The organism is Prevotella sp. E13-17, from assembly GCF_022024035.1.
In the GTDB taxonomy this organism is placed as follows: Bacteria; Bacteroidota; Bacteroidia; order Bacteroidales; family Bacteroidaceae; genus Prevotella.
On record NZ_CP091787.1, the window covers coordinates 1816959 to 1836601 of the forward strand.

Consider the following 19643-nt stretch of genomic DNA (forward strand, 5'->3'; position numbering starts at 1 on the left):
ATCTTTACTATAAAAGATAATATCAAAGGGGTAAACCTTTGAAGGTGTACTACAAAATAGACACTCCCACTCTGCTTGTCGCCGATAAAACCAGTCTTTTATGCATCAAACTCATTTCCGAAAAACGAATAAGCGCCTGTTTGGCTGATTTAGACAAGCTAACATGATTACTCAAAAGGGCTGCAATGGCCTGATCAACAAATTCATTGATAGCCCTCTCATTCAATTCTACACGTTGCATAAAAAGTCTGCTTAACGTATGGTAGCCAACTATCTGCGGAAAAACGGCACTATTTGACAGGTAAAGGAACGCTTTACTGCCCGAAAAAGGCAGCTTTTGCATGAGATTAAAGGCAAGTTGCTCTGCAATCTCGACCGATGGAATCTGTTCAACCCACAAATCAAGCACTTCCGGAAGCATCTTTTCTGGAGGCATTATCATTGTTGCAAGGATTTTACACTCGCGAATATTCTCTTTCCAAAGTGCTATCGCCAAATCATAATCTAGTCCGATTTCATCGGCTTTATTCTTTAGAAACAAGACACTTGCCCCCCAGTTCAAATGATAGTTTACGCCTTTATCGCGCATTGACTGTGCGATAGCCCCATCCATAATCAGCCGAAACGACTGCTTGATATTCTTTAATTGCTCTTCTGTTGTCATTATATCAAGGTAGCATATTCAGAACTATAGCGCAACATTTGGTGTTCATATGATTCCGAATAGTTGATTTGAATGTCAATAATATCTCCATTTTTATCGTAAACTGGCGACATCCACGGATTTATAAATCCCTTATATGGTGCAAGATTTAGGGATTTATATCTGCCAAGTACTTCTCGATGCAATTCAGAATCTATCTTTACAGCATATTTTTCTACTATATTTCGAGCCGCACGATAGTCTCCTTCGCTTTTAATTCTTTGTATCTCGGCAAGCAAATTCCCGAACAAACCTCTTAACTCCCCATAATCATCAATTTCTAATTGCGTGACACCGCCTTTCTTCACTAATCGCATAGAACGTGAATGTTCTAAACACCACCTAGCAATTAGAGCCCTATTTCTCATGTGAGCTTCTTCTATATCACGTCCATAATTAATTCGAACCAATTGGGTCATCAGTCCATTCATAATATAGGTATAATAATTGCTCTTATAAGCATCAGCATCTGGTAGGAGTCCAAGCTCAACCAATTTACGGTCTGCCATATAATATAGTGCAAAGAGATCGGCTCTCGCTTCTTCAATCACATTGCCATATGATTTGAGTGCATCAGGATCTACACCAGAAAGCAATTGTCCACTTCCATGCCCAAGACATTCATGAAGGTCGGTATGTAAATCATCACAGACATCATCATATTTCTGTATGAGCTCTAACATTTTCTTATCTCTAACGAACTCATTGAGAAAGCCATTCCCCTTCGACGACTTTCTATAGGCATCTGTGATGTTACTAATTGTGATACTTTTAGATCCATGCTGCGCTCTTATCCAATCTGCATTTGGAAGATTGATACCTATAGCTGTAGATGGGTATTCATCACCACCAAGCATGGCTGCGCATATCACATTAGCCGAAACACCTTTAACAACGTCTTTCTTAAACCGAGCATCAACAGGAGAGTGATCTTCAAACCATTGTGCATTCCTACTGATAGTTTGGGTTCGCCGGGTTGCATCCTCATTAATATATTCCACAAGTCCCTCCCATGAGCCTTTTATACCTAACGGATCACCATAGACTTCGATAAAACCATTAATAAAATCAACTTTTATACCAAGGCACTTCACCCATTCTACAGAAAATTCATCAAAATCACACAAGTTACCTGATTTATAATATTTTATCAACAAATCAATCACATTGGTCTGGCTATCATTTTCGGCTACACCTTTTGCTTTCTCTAACCAATAAACAATTTGACGAATCGCGTTAGCATAACGTCCGTTGGCAGACCAAACTTCCTCAAATATTCGTCCATCCTTTTTGATTAGAGTGCTATTCAGTCCATACGATAGAGGCTTTGGATCGTCAGTTTTCTTTTTTGAATTATAGAAAGCCTCCACCTCTTCTTGTGTCACCCCCTGATAATAATTGCATGCCGACGTTTTGACAAGATCTTCTCCCTGAGCCTTATTGACACGTTTGGGGAGAATATGCTCATCAAAGATTATTGGGAAAAGCTCTTCACACATACCTTCCACCGATTGTCCCTCATTGAGAGGCAGTGATTGTGGATTGCATTGTTTTAATACTTGATAAAGATAATCCCGACTAAAACCTGGCTTAAATTTGTCAGTCGAATAGTGATGATAAATACCACTTGAGAACCACAGGCATTTTAAATATTCTCCTAAAGCTCGGAAATTGTCATTATCTCTATTAATAGTATAATTGGAATATACAACCTCCAATAGCTTTCGGACACGAAGGTTATATATACCAAATTGATCAAATGTAATGTCTCTCCCGAAAACAGTTGCCTTTGCCAGAAAATAAATAAGTTTCTTTTGTTGAATTGAGAGCTTGTCGAAACCGTCAAGTCTGTATCTTAACAGTTGTATATCAGCAAATCTCTCACTAAGATAATTAAAATCGTCCAACTCCATCAAAACCTATTTTTTCTTTTTCTGACTAGAAGAATGTGCAACACGATACTCTTTTGGTGTTATTCCCATGATGCGATAAAACGAAGCATAGAAAGATTGACGATTAGCAAAGCCAACCATGTCACTGACTTCTTCAATTCTCAAATCTTGATAGCGCTTATCTACAAGAATAGACATTGCTTCTTCAATACGATACTTATTTACAAAAGATGTGTAGTTCATGTGAAATTTAACATTCACTACAGCAGATATGTATCGTGTGTTAGTGCCCAATGCTTCGGCAAGTTTCTTGGCAGAGAAATCGCGATCTTTATATTTCTTCTGCATTACAATGATATTCAGAATCTTTTCTTTGAGCTCATCCATCAATGCGGGATTAACAAGATTTCTGTACGCTGCCTCTTTTTCCTTCTTTTCAGTAATGTTGTACTTAGTCATATAACAAACAAATCAAATCTAAATATTTTACTATCCTATTATTTTTTCTGCAAATATACATTAATTTATTTTATCAACAATGGAAAATTAAAGAAAATTGCACAAATTAAAAGATTATTTTGTATTTTTGCACGAATTATTAAAGCATATTTAACATGAAGACTACAAATGTGGCAATATTCGCTTCAGGAAATGGTACGAATTGTGAAAACATTATTAAACATTTCGCAGGTTCAGAGGAAGTTAAGATCAAATTTGTCTTGAGCAATCGTTCAAGCGCATTTGCTTTAGTCCGTGCGCAACAACTTGGAGTAGAAACCATTGTGGTTGACAGCATCCAACTTAAAGACGAATCAACCATGATGGATATCTTACAAAGCCACTCTATTGATTATATCATTTTGGCAGGATTTTTACCCATTGTGCCAAGCTACATAGTTAATTCTTTTCCTAACCACATTGTAAATATTCATCCATCATTATTACCCAAATTTGGTGGAAAAGGAATGTGGGGGCACCATGTCCACGAAGCAGTGAAAGCTGCTGGAGAAGCCGAAACAGGCATTACGATTCACTTTGTAAACGACGAATGTGATAGTGGTACAATTATTAAACAGTTTAAGGTTTCTTTGTCCCCAGACGATACCGCTAAGGACATAGAAGAGAAGGTGCACAATCTTGAAATGACGCACTTTCCCAAAGTTCTCGAATGCATTTTCTCAAATAAGTTTGCTTAATTTCATTATTATTTTGTAATTTTGCACATCGAAAAGAAATTGAAACACAATATAAACAGATGAAACCAACAGCAATTTTGCTTCTGCATTGTCCCGACCAACAAGGCATTATTTCAGAAGTAACAAAGTTTATTACCGACAACGAAGGCAATATCGTTGATCTTGATCAGTATGTAGATCATCAAGACGGCGTTTTCTTTATGCGCATACAATGGGAACTGGACGGTTTTTTGATTCCACGCGAAAAAATCAAAGAATACATTGAAACACTTTACACACGCCGATACAACATGGAATTCTCCTTGTATTTTAGCGACCAACGCCCACGAATGGCTATATTTGTATCAAAAATGAGTCATTGTCTTTACGACTTGTTGGCTCGCTGGAAAGCAGGAGAGTATGATGTTGACATCCCTTGTATTGTTTCTAATCACGAAGACCTCCGTTACGTAGCAGAACAATTCGGGATTCCATATTATGTTTGGAGTATCAAAAAAGACCATTCCAACAAAGCAGAGGTCGAGCAGGCTGAAATGGATTTGCTAAAAAAAGAGAGTGTAACATTCATCGTTCTGGCTCGTTATATGCAGATTATCAGTGATGAGATGATTGCTGCATATCCTCACCATATTATTAATATTCATCATTCCTTCCTACCTGCTTTTGTTGGTGCTAAGCCATACCATCAGGCTTGGGAGCGCGGCGTCAAAATCATTGGTGCCACAAGTCATTACGTAACAGCAGAGTTGGATGCTGGTCCTATTATTGAGCAGGATGTAACACGTATCACTCACAAAGACACCCCTGAAAGTCTCGTTCTAAAAGGAAAAGATCTTGAAAAGATTGTTCTGTCAAGAGCGGTTACAAAACATATCCAACGAAAAGTACTAACATATAAAAACAAAACGATTATTTTCAGTTAATGCAAGTAGCTGTCGTAAAATATAATGCAGGAAACGTCTATTCAGTTTTGAATGCGCTGAAGAGAATTGGCATTGATCCAATACTAACGGACGACGCCAAGTTGATTCGTCAAGCAGATCGTGTGATATTTCCTGGGCAAGGAGAAGCCAGTAACGCAATGGCATATCTTCGTCAGCATGGCTTAGATGAAGTCATTCGTTCTCTGCGCCAACCAGTACTTGGTATATGCATTGGTCAGCAGTTGCTCTGTCGACACTCTGAAGAAGGCGATGTAGACTGTATCGGAATATTTGATACAGAAGTCAAGCGCTTTCAGCCCACTATACATCAAGAAAAAGTTCCATGTATGGGATGGAATCAGCTGAGAGATGTAAAATCGCCTCTTTTTGAAAACAACAGTTATGTCTATTTTGTGCATAGCTATTATGTGCCATTGTGTAACGAGACAATTGCCACTGCAGATTACATTCTGCCCTACTCTGCCGCATTACATAAGGACAACTTTTATTCATGCCAATTTCATCCTGAAAAGAGTGGCGATGTAGGTGAACGTATTATTAAACGTTTTATTGAATTATGATTGAACTTATACCAGCAATAGATATCATTGACGGCAAATGTGTTCGTCTAACAAAAGGTGATTACGAAACGAAGTCGGTATATGGCGAACCTATCGATATGGCTCAACAGTTTGAGGCATTAGGTTTTAAACGTCTTCATATGGTTGATTTAGATGGTGCTAAGTCAAAGCATATTGTTAATGATTCTGTGCTTCGTCAGATTACGGAAGCGACAAATCTAATTGTTGACTTCGGCGGTGGTATCAAGACTGATGATGATATTCAAAAGGCATTTGATGCAGGAGCTTCTATGGTGACTATTGGCTCAGTAGCTGTCACAAATCCTGAATTGTTTGAGAATTGGCTGAACAAATATGGTCCTGATCATATTATTTTAGGAGCTGACGTACGCAACGGGAAAATCAGTATTAATGGCTGGAAAGACGATTCAAACGATGAACTTCTATCTTTTCTGAAACGCTATGTGAAGATGGGTGTAAAAAACGTATTGTGCACAGAAATATCTCGTGACGGAACATTGTCAGGACCTGCCACTCCACTATATAAAGAAATAATGAATATCTATCCTCATCTTCACCTAATTGCTAGTGGAGGCATTGGAAGTATCGAAGATATAAAAAACTTGAGCGACTCCGCTATACCAGCCGTTGTTTTTGGAAAGGCAATCTACGAAGGAAAGATAGACATGAAAGAATTGATTCAATTAAAGAACACACAAAAATGGGGTTAGCAAAAAGAATCATCCCTTGTTTAGATGTGAAAGATGGCGAAACAGTAAAAGGTACCAATTTCGTCAATCTTCGCTCGGCGGGAGATCCTGTCGAGCTGGGCAAGTTATATTCTGCTCAAGGAGCCGATGAACTTGTATTTCTTGACATCACCGCTTCGTATGAAAAGCGTAAAACGTTCACTGATATGGTAACTCGTGTTGCACAACAGGTAAACATCCCCTTTACTGTAGGAGGTGGTATTAATGAACTTTCAGACGTTGAACGCCTACTATATGCAGGCGCTGACAAAGTCAGTGTAAATAGCGCGGCCATCCGCCGTCCAGAGCTAATAGAAGAAATTGCCAATCGATTTGGATCACAGGTATGCGTGGTAGCCATCGATGCTCGTTTTGACAGTGATGGCTGGCATTGCTATCTCAAAGGAGGACGTGAACGCACAGAATTAAACCTATTCGACTGGGCTCGTGAAGCACAAGAACGTGGAGCAGGAGAAATATTGTTCACATCAATGGACCATGATGGCGTTAAAGAAGGTTTTGCCAATAAAGCTCTTTGCCATTTGGCTGACAGTCTTTCAATACCCATCATCGCTAGTGGTGGTGCCGGCAAGAAAGAAGATTTCGTTAATGCGTTTACACAAGGACATGCAGATGCAGCCCTAGCTGCAAGCGTGTTTCACTTTGGGGAAATATCTATTCCTGAACTAAAAAAATATCTGTATAATGAAGGAATTAATGTTAGACTTTGAGAAGATGGGAGGTTTGGTGCCTGCCATCATTCAAGATGCAAGTACTAAAAATGTTTTAATGCTAGGCTTCATGAATGAAGAAGCATATCAAAAAACGCTAGAGACAAAACATGTCACATTTTGGAGTCGTACTCGTAACACACTTTGGACAAAAGGTGAAACCAGCGGACATTTTCTAAACCTTGTTGACATGAAGGTTGATTGTGACAACGACACCTTGCTTGTAAAGGTCCATCCACAAGGTCCTACATGTCACAAGGGTACTGACACATGTTGGGGTGAAGATAACAACCCTTTGGAAAGCAGTTCTCTTACTTTTCTTTCAGAATTGCAGGATTTTATAGAACAGCGTCATAAAGAAATGCCAGAGGGAAGCTATACAACAAAGCTTTTCAAAGAAGGTGTAAATAAGATTGCGCAAAAGGTCGGTGAAGAAGCCTTGGAAACTGTCATCGAAGCAACAAACGGAACAGATGAGCATTTGATATATGAAGCATCCGATCTTCTTTATCATTTATTGGTTCTTCTCACACACAAAGGAAAGAGAATCGAAGATGTTGCTGACGAACTCCAAAAACGCCATGATCCCGAGTGGGATAAAAAAAGACGTGCTGCAAAAGCTGCAGGCCAAATGAAATAACAATAAATGATTAGTGATGTTGATAGATTATAGAAATGCAACAATATGTCAACAAGACGGAAAGGTTGTTCTTGAGAATGTAAACTTCACGGCCGATGAAAACTCGTTTATTTATATCACTGGCCGCGTTGGATCTGGCAAAAGTTCCCTGCTAAAGACCTTTTACAAGGAACTTGATGTAGAAAAGGCAGATTGTGCTAACGTTCTAGGTAGTGACATGCTATCAATTAAGAGCAAGGAAATACCTGCTTTACGTCGTCAGATGGGAATTGTATTTCAAGATTTCCAGTTACTGACTGACCGATCTGTTCATCATAACCTTCAGTTTGTATTGAAATCCACAGGATGGAAGAATAAATCTGAGATTGAATCTCGCATCGAGCAAGTACTGAAAGTCGTTGGTATGTATGACAAGATTGACTGCATGCCACATGAGCTTTCCGGAGGTGAGCAACAGCGCATTGCAATTGCCCGAGCAATTTTGAATTCGCCCAAATTAATTATAGCAGATGAACCCACTGCCAATCTCGATCCAGATACAGCAAAAGGAATTATGGAACTTCTTTACGGATTCTCCAAACAGCAAACTGCAGTTGTCATGAGTACACATAATCTTCAACTACTCGAGCAATTTCCTGGTGTTGTATATCACTGTGAAAACAATCAAATAATCAAAGAATAACAACAAAAATAATTAAGATATGAAAGTTATGAAATTTGGCGGAACCTCAGTAGGATCTCCGCAAAGAATGAAGGAAGTAACTAATCTTGTTACAAAATCAGGAGAACCCGTAATGGTGGTTCTTTCTGCAATGTCTGGTACAACAAACTCTTTGGTTGAGATTTCGGATTATCTATATAAGAAGAATCCAGATGGTGCCAATGAGGTTATCAACAAGTTAGAGCAGAAATACGAGCGTCATTTGCCAGAGTTGTATTCTACAGAAGAATACAGAAAGATAACACACGATTTCCTTGCAGAAGAATTCAACTATCTGCGCTCGTTTACAAAAGAGCTGTTTACTTCTTTTGAAGAAAAAAGCATCGTTGCACAAGGCGAGATGATGTCTACCAACATGGTGGTAAATTACATGAAGGAACAGGGAATTAATGCCGTGTTGCTTAATGCGCTCGATTTTATGCGAACAGATAAAAATAGCGAGCCAGACCCCGTATATATCAAGGAGAAGCTCGCCGCATTAATGGAGCAGCATAAAGACGTTCAAGTATTTATCACACAAGGTTTTATTTGCCGTAATGCATATGGTGAAATAGATAACTTACAGCGCGGAGGTTCTGACTATACAGCTTCACTGATAGGCGCTGCCATTGGTGCCGATGAGATCCAAATATGGACAGATATTGATGGCATGCATAACAACGACCCTCGAGTTGTTGATAAGACAGAACCTGTTCATCAGCTTCATTTTGAAGAGGCTGCAGAGCTTGCATATTTTGGAGCTAAGATTCTGCATCCCACATGCGTACAGCCAGCAAAGTATGCAGGCATTCCTGTGCGTTTGTTAAATACGATGGAACCAGAAGCCGAAGGAACCACTATCTCCAACCAGACAGAATACGGAAAAATTAAAGCAGTGGCAGCAAAGGATAATATAATTGCTATTAAGATTAAATCTTCACGTATGCTTTTAGCGACAGGATTCCTGCGTAAGGTATTTGAAATCTTTGAGTCTTACCAAACACCTATTGATATGGTATGCACATCCGAGGTTGGCGTATCTATGTCAATAGACAATTCTGCACATCTTGGCGAGATTGTTGACGAACTGAAAAAGTACGGTACTGTCACAGTAGATACTGGTATGTGCATCATTTGTGTCGTTGGTGACCTTGACTGGTCTAACATAGGATTTGAAACCATGGTTATGGATGCCATGAAAAATATCCCTGTACGCATGATTTCATATGGTGGTAGCAACTATAATATCTCTTTCCTTATCCGTGAAGAAGACAAGAAACGCGCCCTACAGAGTCTCAGCGATCAGCTCTTTAACTAATTCACAACAACACAACACAATACTATATTCATGAAAGGATTATTCCCCATAGAGAAATTCGGCCATATTAGAACGCCCTTTTACTACTACGACACAGAACTGCTGCGTAGGACGCTAAATACGATAACAGAAGAGGTAAAAAAACATGAAGGTTTCTGCGTTCATTATGCTATTAAAGCAAATGCCAATCCAAAAATTCTACGATACATCAGAGAAGCAGGTTTTGGCGCTGACTGCGTTAGTGGTGGAGAAGTAGAAGCATCCCTCCGCGCAGGCTTTCCATCATCAAAGATTGTTTATGCTGGCGTAGGTAAAAGCGATTGGGAAATCAATCTAGGCTTAGACAACGATATTTTTTGCTTTAATGTTGAAAGCGTCCCAGAGCTAGAGGTCATAAATAAATTAGCTCATCAGAAAGGAAAGTTAGCTCGTGTAGCATTCCGTCTTAATCCAAATGTAGGTGCACATACTCATGCCAATATAACAACTGGCTTAGCAGAAAACAAGTTTGGCATTGACATGAGAGACATGATTAAGGTTATTGAAGAAGCCGCTCACATGGATAATATTAAATTGGTAGGTCTTCATTTCCATATTGGCTCTCAGATTTTAGACATGGGCGATTTTGAGGCTCTCTGTAATAGGGTTAATGATTTACAGATTGAATTAGAACGGCATCATATAACTGTTGAGCATATTAACGTCGGTGGTGGACTCGGAATAGACTACCAACACCCTAATCGAGTTCCCGTCCCTGACTTTAGATCTTATTTCGACACATTTGCAAAGAAGTTAAAACTACGTCCTAACCAAACACTTCATTTTGAATTGGGACGTTCTGTCGTTGCTCAATGTGGCACACTTATCACTCGAACCCTTTACGTTAAGGAAGGTTATGTGAAAAAGTTCGCTATTGTAGATGCAGGCTTCACCGATTTAATTCGTCCAGCTCTCTATCAAGCATATCACAAGATAGAAAACCTCTCAAGTGATGAGGCATGTGAATCATACGATGTAGTTGGTCCTATTTGTGAATCCACAGATGTATTTGCAAAACAAATTGATATAAATAAAATTCATCGTGGCGACTTTTTGGCAATACGCTCTGCTGGAGCTTACGGCGAAATCATGGCTAGTAGCTATAACTGTCGTCCGCTTCCACTAGGTTATATTAGTGATGAATTTGTATAACATGAAATGAATATGCGAATATTAAATGTCTATTCTCAGAATAACCATCAGTTAGCACGATATGTAAACATGCTATGCTCAGATATGCCATCTTTGATTGAGATGATGAGTGTTGATGACTCTTTTGACATGAAAAAGTCTCTTGAGAATATACATCCTGATATTATACATATTCATGGCTCTGTAAAATGGGATATTACGAACGACTTCCGAATTATCATTTCTCCTCATGGTGAAAAAACAAATCATGATGCTTACGTCGTGATTGCTAGAAGTGAAATGGAACGGAAGAAATTATCTGATACCTTCGAACGTCTGGAAGTTGTTCGTAATCCATTCCTAACTAAAACAACGACTAATGAGGATTGTTGTCATCAACTGATGGCGATTTATCGTAAAGTAACGGACTCTGACGTTCTTCCTTTAATGGATTCAGATACTTTACTAATGATGCATGCAATGTTAAAAGCTGGTATTACGGGAGATGCTCGTTGGGTTAATTTAGAAAGGACGTGTCCGATTGATTGGCATAAGCTCCACATCTATGCCCACTATCAAGGGATATCAGATTTTATAAGATCTGGTGCCGCAGTTCTAGGCATCTCAGAACCTAATTCCGAAGTCATCAGTTCCTATCTCCCTTCCCATTATCAAGAACCAGTACCATTAGAGCATCATGATACAACAAGTATTATAAAAAAGATTATTGAAGGAGATGTTACCTTACTTCGTTTTGTTGAATTAGACATAGCTTTGCGACGAGGAGATATTGATGAGCCAAGCTTACTACACGATTTAAAAGAACTACATTTTGATACATATTTTCCAAGTATATTACAAATACTTAAAGAAACCACATGGTTGGATGAAGGTTTTATGCCTTGTCTTCCACAAGATAATAAATATACAAACAAATTACGAACTATGATGGCTAATTTACTAAAAATATGATAGACGAACGCTACTTAAATCTCTTATCTACGACATATCCAACCGTAGCTGATGCTGCTAGTGAAATAATAAATTTAGAAGCAATTCTTAATTTACCCAAAGGAACTGAGCATTTCTTAGCCGATATTCATGGTGAACATGAAGCTTTTCTGCACATATTAAAAAATGCTTCCGGCAACATTAAACGTAAAGTCTCTGAGATCTTTGGTAATACAATACGTGAAAGCGAAAAGAAAGAGCTTTGTACTTTAATTTACTATCCAGAGCAGAAATTGGAGCTAGTTAAGGCTAACGAAGAGCAGATTGATGATTGGTACCAGACAACCATTCATCAGTTGGTTCGCGTCTGCCGTGATGTATCTAGCAAATACACTCGTTCAAAAGTAAGAAAGTCTCTCCCCACTGAATTTTCATATATCATAGAAGAACTATTGCATGAAAGTTTAGACGATCAAGATAAGACCGCTTACGTATCTGTTATTGTTGACACAATTATCTCTACAGGAAGAGCCGATGATTTTATCATCGCTATTTGTAATGTTATACAACGTTTAGCGATAGACCAGTTACATATTTTAGGAGATATTTACGATCGTGGACCAGGTGCACACATTATAATGGATACCCTGCTTCAGTATCATTCTTGGGATATACAATGGGGAAATCACGATGTGTTATGGATGGGTGCAGCAGCAGGAAATGACGCATGCATCTGCAATGTTCTAAGATTGTCTTTGCGATATGCCAACCTTGCAACATTGGAGGAAGGCTACGGTATTAATCTTGTACCTCTTGCAACTTTTGCACTTGATGTGTACGGGGATGACCCATGTACTGAATTTATGCCTCTACTTGTAAAAGGTCAGTCTTTAGATGATAAAACAATTCATCTAATTGCCAAGATGCATAAAGCCATCTCTGTTATACAATTTAAAGAGGAAGCACGTATTTTCCATCGCCGTAAAGATTGGCAGATGGAAGATCGTTGTATGTTAGAATATATCGATTATAAGAATGCAACCTGCACAGTTGATGGTATTTCTTATAAGATGAATAGTTGTTATTTTCCGACAATCAAAGAAAATGATTGCAATGCATTAACTAAAGAAGAGTCCACATTATTGTGCAAGCTACATCACTCATTCCGCGTGAGTGAGAAACTTCGCAAACATATACAGACCATTCTTAGTCATGGATGTATGTACAACATTTGCAATCAGAATCTTCTATTTCATGCATCTATCCCCCTTAATGATGATGGTTCTTTGAAAAACGTTAGAATTCTAGACCGAGAATTGTGCGGAATAGAACTAATGAACTATATCGGTCAGATGATTCGTTCGGCCTTTCAGAGTGACACACCCATTGATATGAAAGAATATGCGAAAGATTATTTTTTATATCTTTGGTGTGGAAAAAATTCTCCTCTATTTGACAAGTCGAAAATGGCGACTTTTGAAAGATATTTCCTATCTGACAAAACAACCTACCAAGAAGAAAAAGGCAATTATTACAAGCTAAGAGACTCCATAGATGTGTGCGACCGTATTCTTGATGCTTTTGGAGTTCAGGGCAATAATCGCCACATTATTAATGGACATGTACCAGTTCATGCATCAAAAGGAGAGAATCCCATCAAGGCAGGAGGAAGATTAATGGTGATTGATGGAGGTTTTTCTGAAGCATATCACAAGGAGACGGGTATCGCAGGATACACTTTAGTATATCATAGTCGCGGCTTTCAGCTAGTACAACACGAGCCCTTCACAAATGCCAATGATGCAGTATTAAGAGGATCAGACATTAAATCGACAACACAAATTGTAGAGCTTTCGGCACATCGGATGCATGTTTCTGATACAGACAAAGGAAAAGAATTGCGTGAACAGATTGAAGACCTTAGAAATCTGCTTTACGCCTACAGGCACGGAATTATCAAGGAAAAAAGAGTATAATTATGAAATAACATAACGGAAAGAGTTTATCAATTGCATAGCAAAAACATATAGCACCATGTATGGTGCTATTGTTTTAACACCATCTCCCATTGCTTCTACTACCGAAGCAACAGATGTGAATTTCTTTGTAATTAGCCCATAGATAACGCATGACAAAGATAATATAAAAGCAAGCATTGGAACGATAGCTCTACTAAATGCAGAAGGCCAAAGTTCACCTGTTGCCGAACGTAGAATTGCATGAGATGGAATCGAAAGATATAATATAAATAATATATATAAGACGTCAATAAATAAGACAATCCTAAATGCACCATCATGACGGATGTCGTGATGGTGCTGATAGACTCCACTGTTTTTTACACATCCCCATGCGATAGAAAGGAGAAGCCCCCAAATAAGTTCTTCATTTTGCAAACCATCTACAAAACTTCCTAAAAACCACCTTACACCTTCTGCAGAAAGGAGAGAACGAATTCCCTCAACCTCAATGGCAGACATAAACCATGAAGTCAATATTAGCACAAGCTCTAAAGTACATAAAAAGACGAGAAGAGCACCTATAATTTTATTCGTCATCTGGTTCAAGGTTGTCAATGTCTAAGATATGAAGTTCTATAGCTCTTACAACTAATCGTGTTGCATTAACGCTTTTCGAGTCAGGAAAAAGTTTCTGGATTAATTCATTTTGACGTTTTTCCAAACTCTTTACACCAAATGGCATTGCTCTTAACTGTGTAATCTGGTCTTTCGTGTATCCAAGCGCTAGATGACGCAAAAAACGTTCATCATATTCATCAATTTCATAGTTAATTAGCGCATCTTGCTTAGCAATTTGTGCACCTACACTATTCTTGAATCGATCTACTATTTTCCGCAGAATCGGCTCATTAAAGACAAGTTGCTTTCCTTCCATCACAGCCGATACATCATTTCGTGTCAGGAGTTCACCTGTTTTCAGAATAATTCCATCTGCTCCCGCGTCAAGAACATCAACCCAAAGTTTTTCATTAAGTATTTCTCCTGTAAATATTAGAACTTTAACTTGTGGGTACAGCTCCTTAGTTTGACGACAAATTTCGACACCAACTGTTGTTGAGCCTCCTAAACCTAAATCCAGCAATACGAGGTCAGGCAATTGCTTTTTTATAAGATGCCAGTAAGCATACTCTGTATCTGCGGTTCCGATAATTTCCGCTTCTGGTATTTCTTTATGTATGATACCTTCTGTCCCCTTCAATTCTAAAGGAACATCTTCTACAATAATTACTTTGAAGTTTTGCATACTCGTGGAAATATTATATTGATGAAAACAATGTTTTCTTTTCTTTCTGCCCAAATGCCACAACCGTGTAAATTTGTAATGTTACCAAGATCTCTCAATATTTGTTTGCATATTAATAACGGTATGTGTTCTATGCTGGGAGTAAAAAGCGTTTTAAGTTCATCGTCAGTGAGTGAAACTCCCTTTAAACAGACTTGACAAGCTATGTATCTATTATCTCGCGGCGAATAAGAAATCGCGTCAAAATGGCTTTTGAACACTCTTCGCAGCAAATCAAAAAGCATCTTAAGTTGTAGTTCATTTGCTAAGATTTCGTGCTCGCACTCTGTTAGTCTGGTCGAATGTTCGTTTGCCTGTCTATTAGCATGTTCACTCAGAATTCCATAAATCTCGCGATAATAAGCCACCGTGTCATTCAAAGCTTTATAATCTCCATCATTTAAAAGTTGACGTATTCGCCCTGGATAATACATTGTCTCATGTTTTAGCGAAGAAAGGCAATTATCAAGTACGGCATTGGTAACATATAGCTTGCTGTCTTCATAACGTAACCGACTCAATTCGTCTTCCTTTATTTTTTTCTTCTCTTGAATGTCATTCTGACGTTGAGCCGAATTGTTTAGTTTAACAATGATATGCCAAACAATTGCTATAAGAATAGCAAACAACAAGATTACCAATAATAAAATGGCTATTTGCTTATTGCTTTGCGATTGCTGCATCTTTTTACAATAATCATCTAATGTTGCATCTGCTGACAGTTCTTTAAATAACAACGTGTAAATCCTATTATTATAATAATATAATTTCCAGTCGTGAAGCGCCAGTGCGGCCACAGCGCTCTCGTTTCGTATATCTAGAATTACATTGTAATTGACATCTATTGAATCATGTAACCATCGAATCTCTGGAATTACCGCATTATCGGAATACCCCATCAGAGTATCTTTACCTTGCTTTATAATACTAAGATAGTATTCATTTATTTTCTGTCTTCCTAACTCTGCAAAATCCAAGGCTTTCTCATACTCTCCGTTAATATTACAGAAATAAACAGAGTCTGCATATATACTCGCTTGCTCTATAGGATTCATTGCTGATATCTGTTGAGACATGAGAAATGCAACACCAAAGAGCAAGAGAGAAAAGCCCCTACCTGCCATTTTCATAATACCTTTTGGCAACCTAAAAAAGAATCTACTCCCCTCGCCTTTTGTACTTTCACAATTAATCGTACAGACATTAAAGATTTTACTCGTCTTACGATATTTCTCTATAATTCCTTTGCAGTTCACAAGTCCATATCCGTGTCCACCCTCAATCTTATGTTCAAAGATATGACTTGCCGTGCTATCATCCATCCCAATACCGGTATCTTTAATGGAAATTTCGACATAATCGTCATTGGTCTCAGAATAGATAGTAACCGTATCTCCTCCTCTTGTAAATTTTCGAGCGTTATCTGCCAATGTATTCAACATGAAAACAGTCAGTATTTTATCGGCTTTAACAATGGCATCTGTAGAAACAATATTCAAATGGACATGTTTCATCTTAAATCCCATTTCGCTCTTTGCAACAATATTAAATATCTCCTGAAGGGGGAAAGATTCTATGTGAAGAATAAGTTCACCTTGACGAAGTTTGATCCAATTGGTCAAAACATCATTATCTTTTTCTATTTGTTGTGTCAATTCGTTGATATAAGTAATCGTATCCTTGTCTATATTATCCTTACTTAATCTTATGGAGTGAAGTATTCTGTCAATAAGTGGAGTGATACTATTAACAAGCGAAATTTTAGCTCGATGTTCTAAAAGAACTCGCTGTTCATTCTCGCAACGAAGCTTTGCTATATTAATTTGTTCATGGATATCCTCTTCTTCGTTGATAATTTCGTCTTCTTCTACAAATTCTCTCCTACGCTGTCGTAAAAGCCGACGATAGTATTGAATAACAATAAATATAACAACGATTGCAATTAAGACACTAATGACAATTAACAAATTATTTAATTGTGATAGCTGATATTCTAACTGTCCAGCTCTTGCTTCAAGATAACGATCTTGTCGAGTTTGCTCCTGTAAGTCTAGATAGCGATTCCTATTCAAATCACTATTCTCCTTATTATTTATTGCGGCATAGACTACACTCAATTGCTCGCAAATACTTGCCACCAAATCAGGTGCTTGATTAATAATCGTGTCTGAAAGAGCCTTCTCTAAAGACGTAAGAGCCTGTTCATAATTTTGCTGTGCCCAATAACATGATGCAAGAGTTCTGTATGCACCAGCAATTTGATATACATCTCCATATTTGCAAAACAAGTTTAGTGCGCTATCAGCTAAAGCGGGCGCATAATACTCATCAAGATGATGCTCGGCTAATCCCTCTAAGGAATTGGCCATAAAGAATGTATATTGTCCTTCCCTTGCTAATTCATAGCATCTTGTTAAATATACAATTTCTTTTTCATTGATTTCATTTTGAGTTCCCTGATTAATAACGCCACCAGCACCAATATTATAAAGATAGTTTAAATATTGTGCTGTATCACTTTCTAAATCTATAGATATTTCATCCATAGCTTGAATAGACTGTCGTTCTAATCCCACGTAATAATAGTAAGTGGAGGTGACAAGAGACATTTCACTTTTAGCATAGTTTAGACGGTGTGTCTCATGCTCGTTGAGTATATTGGTGTCTTCTTCGATTCTGGCCAACGACTGTGAGGCCTTCATACGATAATCATAAAATTCTCGATTATGCGAACGACGTTGACATAATCGCATCTGTTGAACATAGGCAACAAGAAGTTCAATATGATTATCCGTTAATTGGGGAATGTACCGAAGCAAACTGTCGGCCTTATCATACTGCATTCGAATAATATATACGAATGCTAAATTATTAAGTGCTTCTGCCTGCCCATCAGGGTAATTATCTGAAAGATTAAATGCGATATTGGCATAATGCACTACAGTGTCTAAATCTCGATAATGATAGGCATAAGAAAGAGAATTCAGCTTGTCCACCGCTTGTCTATTAGACGGTGAACAAGCTGAAAGAAGTAATATTGTAGCAACTAAATTAAGCGCGAGCTTTTGCCACATAACCCAATGCCTCCTTGCACTTGTCGGTCACGTACTGCCAATCGCCAGCCTTAATTTTGTCACTAGGGAACAACTTTGATCCCATACCAACACAGAAAACACCAGCCTTGAACCACTTTGAAAGGTTATCTTCTTCAGGAGCGACACCTCCAGTAACCATGATTTTGGACCATGGCATTGGGGCTTTCAAACCCTTAATCATATTTGGTCCAACCACGTCACCAGGGAAGACTTTTGTGAGATCACAGCCAAGTTCCTGCGCTTTTCCTATTTCTGATACAGTCATACATCCTGGACAGTACGGAACCAATCGACGATTACATACTGGTGCAATCTCGGGGTTAAACAATGGACCCACAACAAAGTTTGCACCCAACTGTAAATATAGTGCTGCCGTTGGAGCATCAACGACAGAACCAATTCCCAGTGCAAGCTCTGGACACTCGATGTCTGCCCACTTTACCAACTCACCGAAAATCTCATGTGCGAAATCTCCACGATTTGTAAATTCGAATGCACGAACGCCTCCATCATAGCAAGCCTTTACTACTTTTTTACAAGTGTCTAAATCTTTGTTATAGAAAACGGGAACCATACCCGTATCACCAATTTTCTTTAGAACAGTTAACTTATCAAATTTTGCCATAGTAGAAGTTTCTATAAATCATTATTATAATATTATCGTTGCACACGTCCGTTGGCATTGCCACCAGCTAAGGCTTCTACTTCCTCAGCAGAAACCAAATTGAAATCACCATTAATCGTATGTTTCAACGCACTAGCTGCAACAGCAAACTCAAGAGCCTCTCCTTGTGTTTTCTTAGTTAGCAGACCATGAATCAAACCTCCTGAGAATGAATCTCCACCACCAACACGGTCGATTATAGGGTTGATTTCATAACGTTTTGACTGATAGAATTCCGTGCCATTGTAAATCAATGCTTTCCATCCATTAAATGTTGCAGAGTATGACTCTCGCAGAGTTGATACAACATATTTGAATCCAAACTCTTTCATCATCTGTTTGAAGATTCCTTCATATCCAGCAGCATCTGTCTGACCTCCCTCAACATCAGCATCAGGTTTGAATCCAAGGCAAAGTTCAGCATCCTCTTCGTTACCAATACAAACGTCAACATACTTCATCAAAGGACGCATCACAGAGATAGCCTTTTCACTTGTCCATAGTTTTTTGCGGAAATTTAGGTCAACAGAGACTGTAACTCCATGACGTTTTGCTGCTTCACATGCTAAACGAGTCAACTCAGCAGCCTTATCACTGATTGCTGGAGTAATACCACTCCAATGGAACCACTGAGCACCTTCCATTACTTCATCAAAGTTAAAATCCGTTGGATCAGCTTCGGCGATAGATGAATGGGCACGATCGTAAATTACTTTTGAGGGACGCATAGAAGCTCCTGTTTCAGCATAATACAATCCAACACGATTACCGCCACGAGCAATGAAACGAGTATCTACTCCATAACGTCGCAATGCATTTACTGCAATTTGACCAATTTCATGTTTAGGAAGTTTCGATACAAAAAATGCCTCATGACCATAGTTAGCCAAGCTAATAGCGACGTTAGCTTCGCCACCGCCTGGTATTATGCGAAAAGATTCACTCTGAATAAAGCGATCATTTCCCTGCGGGGAGAGACGAAGCATAATTTCGCCAAGTGTTACAATTTTTGCCATAATTTTTGATT

Annotated in this window: 19 protein-coding genes; 11 read left to right on the forward strand and 8 right to left on the reverse strand. The window is 38.5% G+C overall.

The window, feature by feature from the left end; translation table 11 throughout:
• Positions 1-49: 49 nt before the first annotated feature.
• The 3 genes from L6472_RS07090 to L6472_RS07100 are packed head-to-tail and all read right to left on the reverse strand — an operon-like array spanning position 50 to position 3054.
• The gene (locus tag L6472_RS07090) at positions 50-664 is read right to left on the reverse strand and encodes a DNA alkylation repair protein (RefSeq protein ID WP_237803756.1); all 615 of its coding nucleotides are present in this window, start codon (positions 662-664) and stop codon (positions 50-52) included.
• Positions 664-2616: a dipeptidyl peptidase 3 gene (locus tag L6472_RS07095; RefSeq protein ID WP_237803757.1), complete on the reverse strand. Its 1953-nt coding sequence runs from the start codon at positions 2614-2616 to the stop codon at positions 664-666. Before L6472_RS07095 ends, L6472_RS07090 begins: the two co-directional genes overlap by 1 nt.
• A 6-nt stretch (positions 2617-2622) precedes the next feature.
• Complete coding sequence (locus tag L6472_RS07100) at positions 2623-3054, reverse strand: AraC family transcriptional regulator (RefSeq protein ID WP_237803758.1); 432 nt, start codon at positions 3052-3054, stop codon at positions 2623-2625.
• Positions 3055-3209: 155 nt separating this feature from the next.
• Between L6472_RS07100 and L6472_RS07105 the strand changes: the two genes are divergently transcribed.
• Genes L6472_RS07105 through L6472_RS07155 form a run of 11 tightly spaced genes read left to right on the forward strand, consistent with a single transcriptional unit; the run spans position 3210 to position 13530 of the window.
• A complete protein-coding gene (locus tag L6472_RS07105) occupies positions 3210-3791 on the forward strand; it encodes a phosphoribosylglycinamide formyltransferase (protein WP_237803759.1) in 582 nt (193 codons plus the stop codon).
• Positions 3792-3850: 59 nt separating this feature from the next.
• The gene (gene purU / locus L6472_RS07110; protein ID WP_237803760.1) at positions 3851-4714 is read left to right on the forward strand and encodes a formyltetrahydrofolate deformylase; all 864 of its coding nucleotides are present in this window, start codon (positions 3851-3853) and stop codon (positions 4712-4714) included.
• A complete protein-coding gene (gene hisH / locus L6472_RS07115; protein WP_237803761.1) occupies positions 4714-5295 on the forward strand; it encodes an imidazole glycerol phosphate synthase subunit HisH in 582 nt (193 codons plus the stop codon). The genes purU and hisH overlap by 1 nt, the downstream gene beginning before the upstream one ends.
• Positions 5292-6026, forward strand: coding sequence for a 1-(5-phosphoribosyl)-5-[(5-phosphoribosylamino)methylideneamino]imidazole-4-carboxamide isomerase (hisA, locus tag L6472_RS07120; RefSeq protein ID WP_027450290.1), 735 nt, complete (start codon positions 5292-5294; stop codon positions 6024-6026). Before hisH ends, hisA begins: the two co-directional genes overlap by 4 nt.
• Positions 6017-6775, forward strand: coding sequence for an imidazole glycerol phosphate synthase subunit HisF (hisF, locus tag L6472_RS07125; protein WP_237803762.1), 759 nt, complete (start codon positions 6017-6019; stop codon positions 6773-6775). The genes hisA and hisF overlap by 10 nt, the downstream gene beginning before the upstream one ends.
• The gene (gene hisIE / locus L6472_RS07130) at positions 6750-7415 is read left to right on the forward strand and encodes a bifunctional phosphoribosyl-AMP cyclohydrolase/phosphoribosyl-ATP diphosphatase HisIE (RefSeq protein WP_044109442.1); all 666 of its coding nucleotides are present in this window, start codon (positions 6750-6752) and stop codon (positions 7413-7415) included. The genes hisF and hisIE overlap by 26 nt, the downstream gene beginning before the upstream one ends.
• 16 nt (positions 7416-7431) lie before the next feature.
• Positions 7432-8097 carry a cell division ATP-binding protein FtsE gene (locus L6472_RS07135; protein WP_237803763.1) on the forward strand — a complete coding sequence of 222 codons (666 nt, stop codon included), beginning with the start codon at positions 7432-7434 and terminating at the stop codon, positions 8095-8097.
• 19 nt (positions 8098-8116) lie between these two features.
• Positions 8117-9433, forward strand: coding sequence for an aspartate kinase (locus tag L6472_RS07140; protein WP_027450294.1), 1317 nt, complete (start codon positions 8117-8119; stop codon positions 9431-9433).
• Positions 9434-9463: 30 nt separating this feature from the next.
• Positions 9464-10624 carry a diaminopimelate decarboxylase gene (gene lysA / locus L6472_RS07145; RefSeq protein ID WP_237803764.1) on the forward strand — a complete coding sequence of 387 codons (1161 nt, stop codon included), beginning with the start codon at positions 9464-9466 and terminating at the stop codon, positions 10622-10624.
• A gap of 12 nt (positions 10625-10636) precedes the next feature.
• Complete coding sequence (locus L6472_RS07150) at positions 10637-11575, forward strand: hypothetical protein (RefSeq protein WP_237803765.1); 939 nt, start codon at positions 10637-10639, stop codon at positions 11573-11575.
• Entirely contained in the window at positions 11572-13530 is a 1959-nt protein-coding gene (locus tag L6472_RS07155; RefSeq protein WP_237803766.1) for a fructose-1,6-bisphosphatase, read from the forward strand. The genes L6472_RS07150 and L6472_RS07155 overlap by 4 nt, the downstream gene beginning before the upstream one ends.
• Here the strand turns inward: L6472_RS07155 and L6472_RS07160 are convergent, their stop codons facing one another.
• The 5 genes from L6472_RS07160 to L6472_RS07180 are packed head-to-tail and all read right to left on the reverse strand — an operon-like array spanning position 13531 to position 19632.
• Positions 13531-14112, reverse strand: a complete 582-nt coding sequence (locus L6472_RS07160; RefSeq protein ID WP_237803768.1) for an AbgT family transporter — start codon at positions 14110-14112, stop codon at positions 13531-13533.
• The gene (locus L6472_RS07165; protein ID WP_237803769.1) at positions 14102-14818 is read right to left on the reverse strand and encodes a DUF5932 domain-containing protein; all 717 of its coding nucleotides are present in this window, start codon (positions 14816-14818) and stop codon (positions 14102-14104) included. The genes L6472_RS07160 and L6472_RS07165 overlap by 11 nt, the downstream gene beginning before the upstream one ends.
• Complete coding sequence (locus tag L6472_RS07170; RefSeq protein WP_237803770.1) at positions 14800-17931, reverse strand: DUF5112 domain-containing protein; 3132 nt, start codon at positions 17929-17931, stop codon at positions 14800-14802. The genes L6472_RS07165 and L6472_RS07170 overlap by 19 nt, the downstream gene beginning before the upstream one ends.
• Entirely contained in the window at positions 17909-18577 is a 669-nt protein-coding gene (locus L6472_RS07175) for a bifunctional 4-hydroxy-2-oxoglutarate aldolase/2-dehydro-3-deoxy-phosphogluconate aldolase (RefSeq protein WP_237803771.1), read from the reverse strand. The genes L6472_RS07170 and L6472_RS07175 overlap by 23 nt, the downstream gene beginning before the upstream one ends.
• Positions 18578-18609: 32 nt before the next feature.
• A complete protein-coding gene (locus tag L6472_RS07180) occupies positions 18610-19632 on the reverse strand; it encodes a sugar kinase (protein ID WP_237803772.1) in 1023 nt (340 codons plus the stop codon).
• Between the last annotated feature and the right edge of the window lie 11 nt (positions 19633-19643).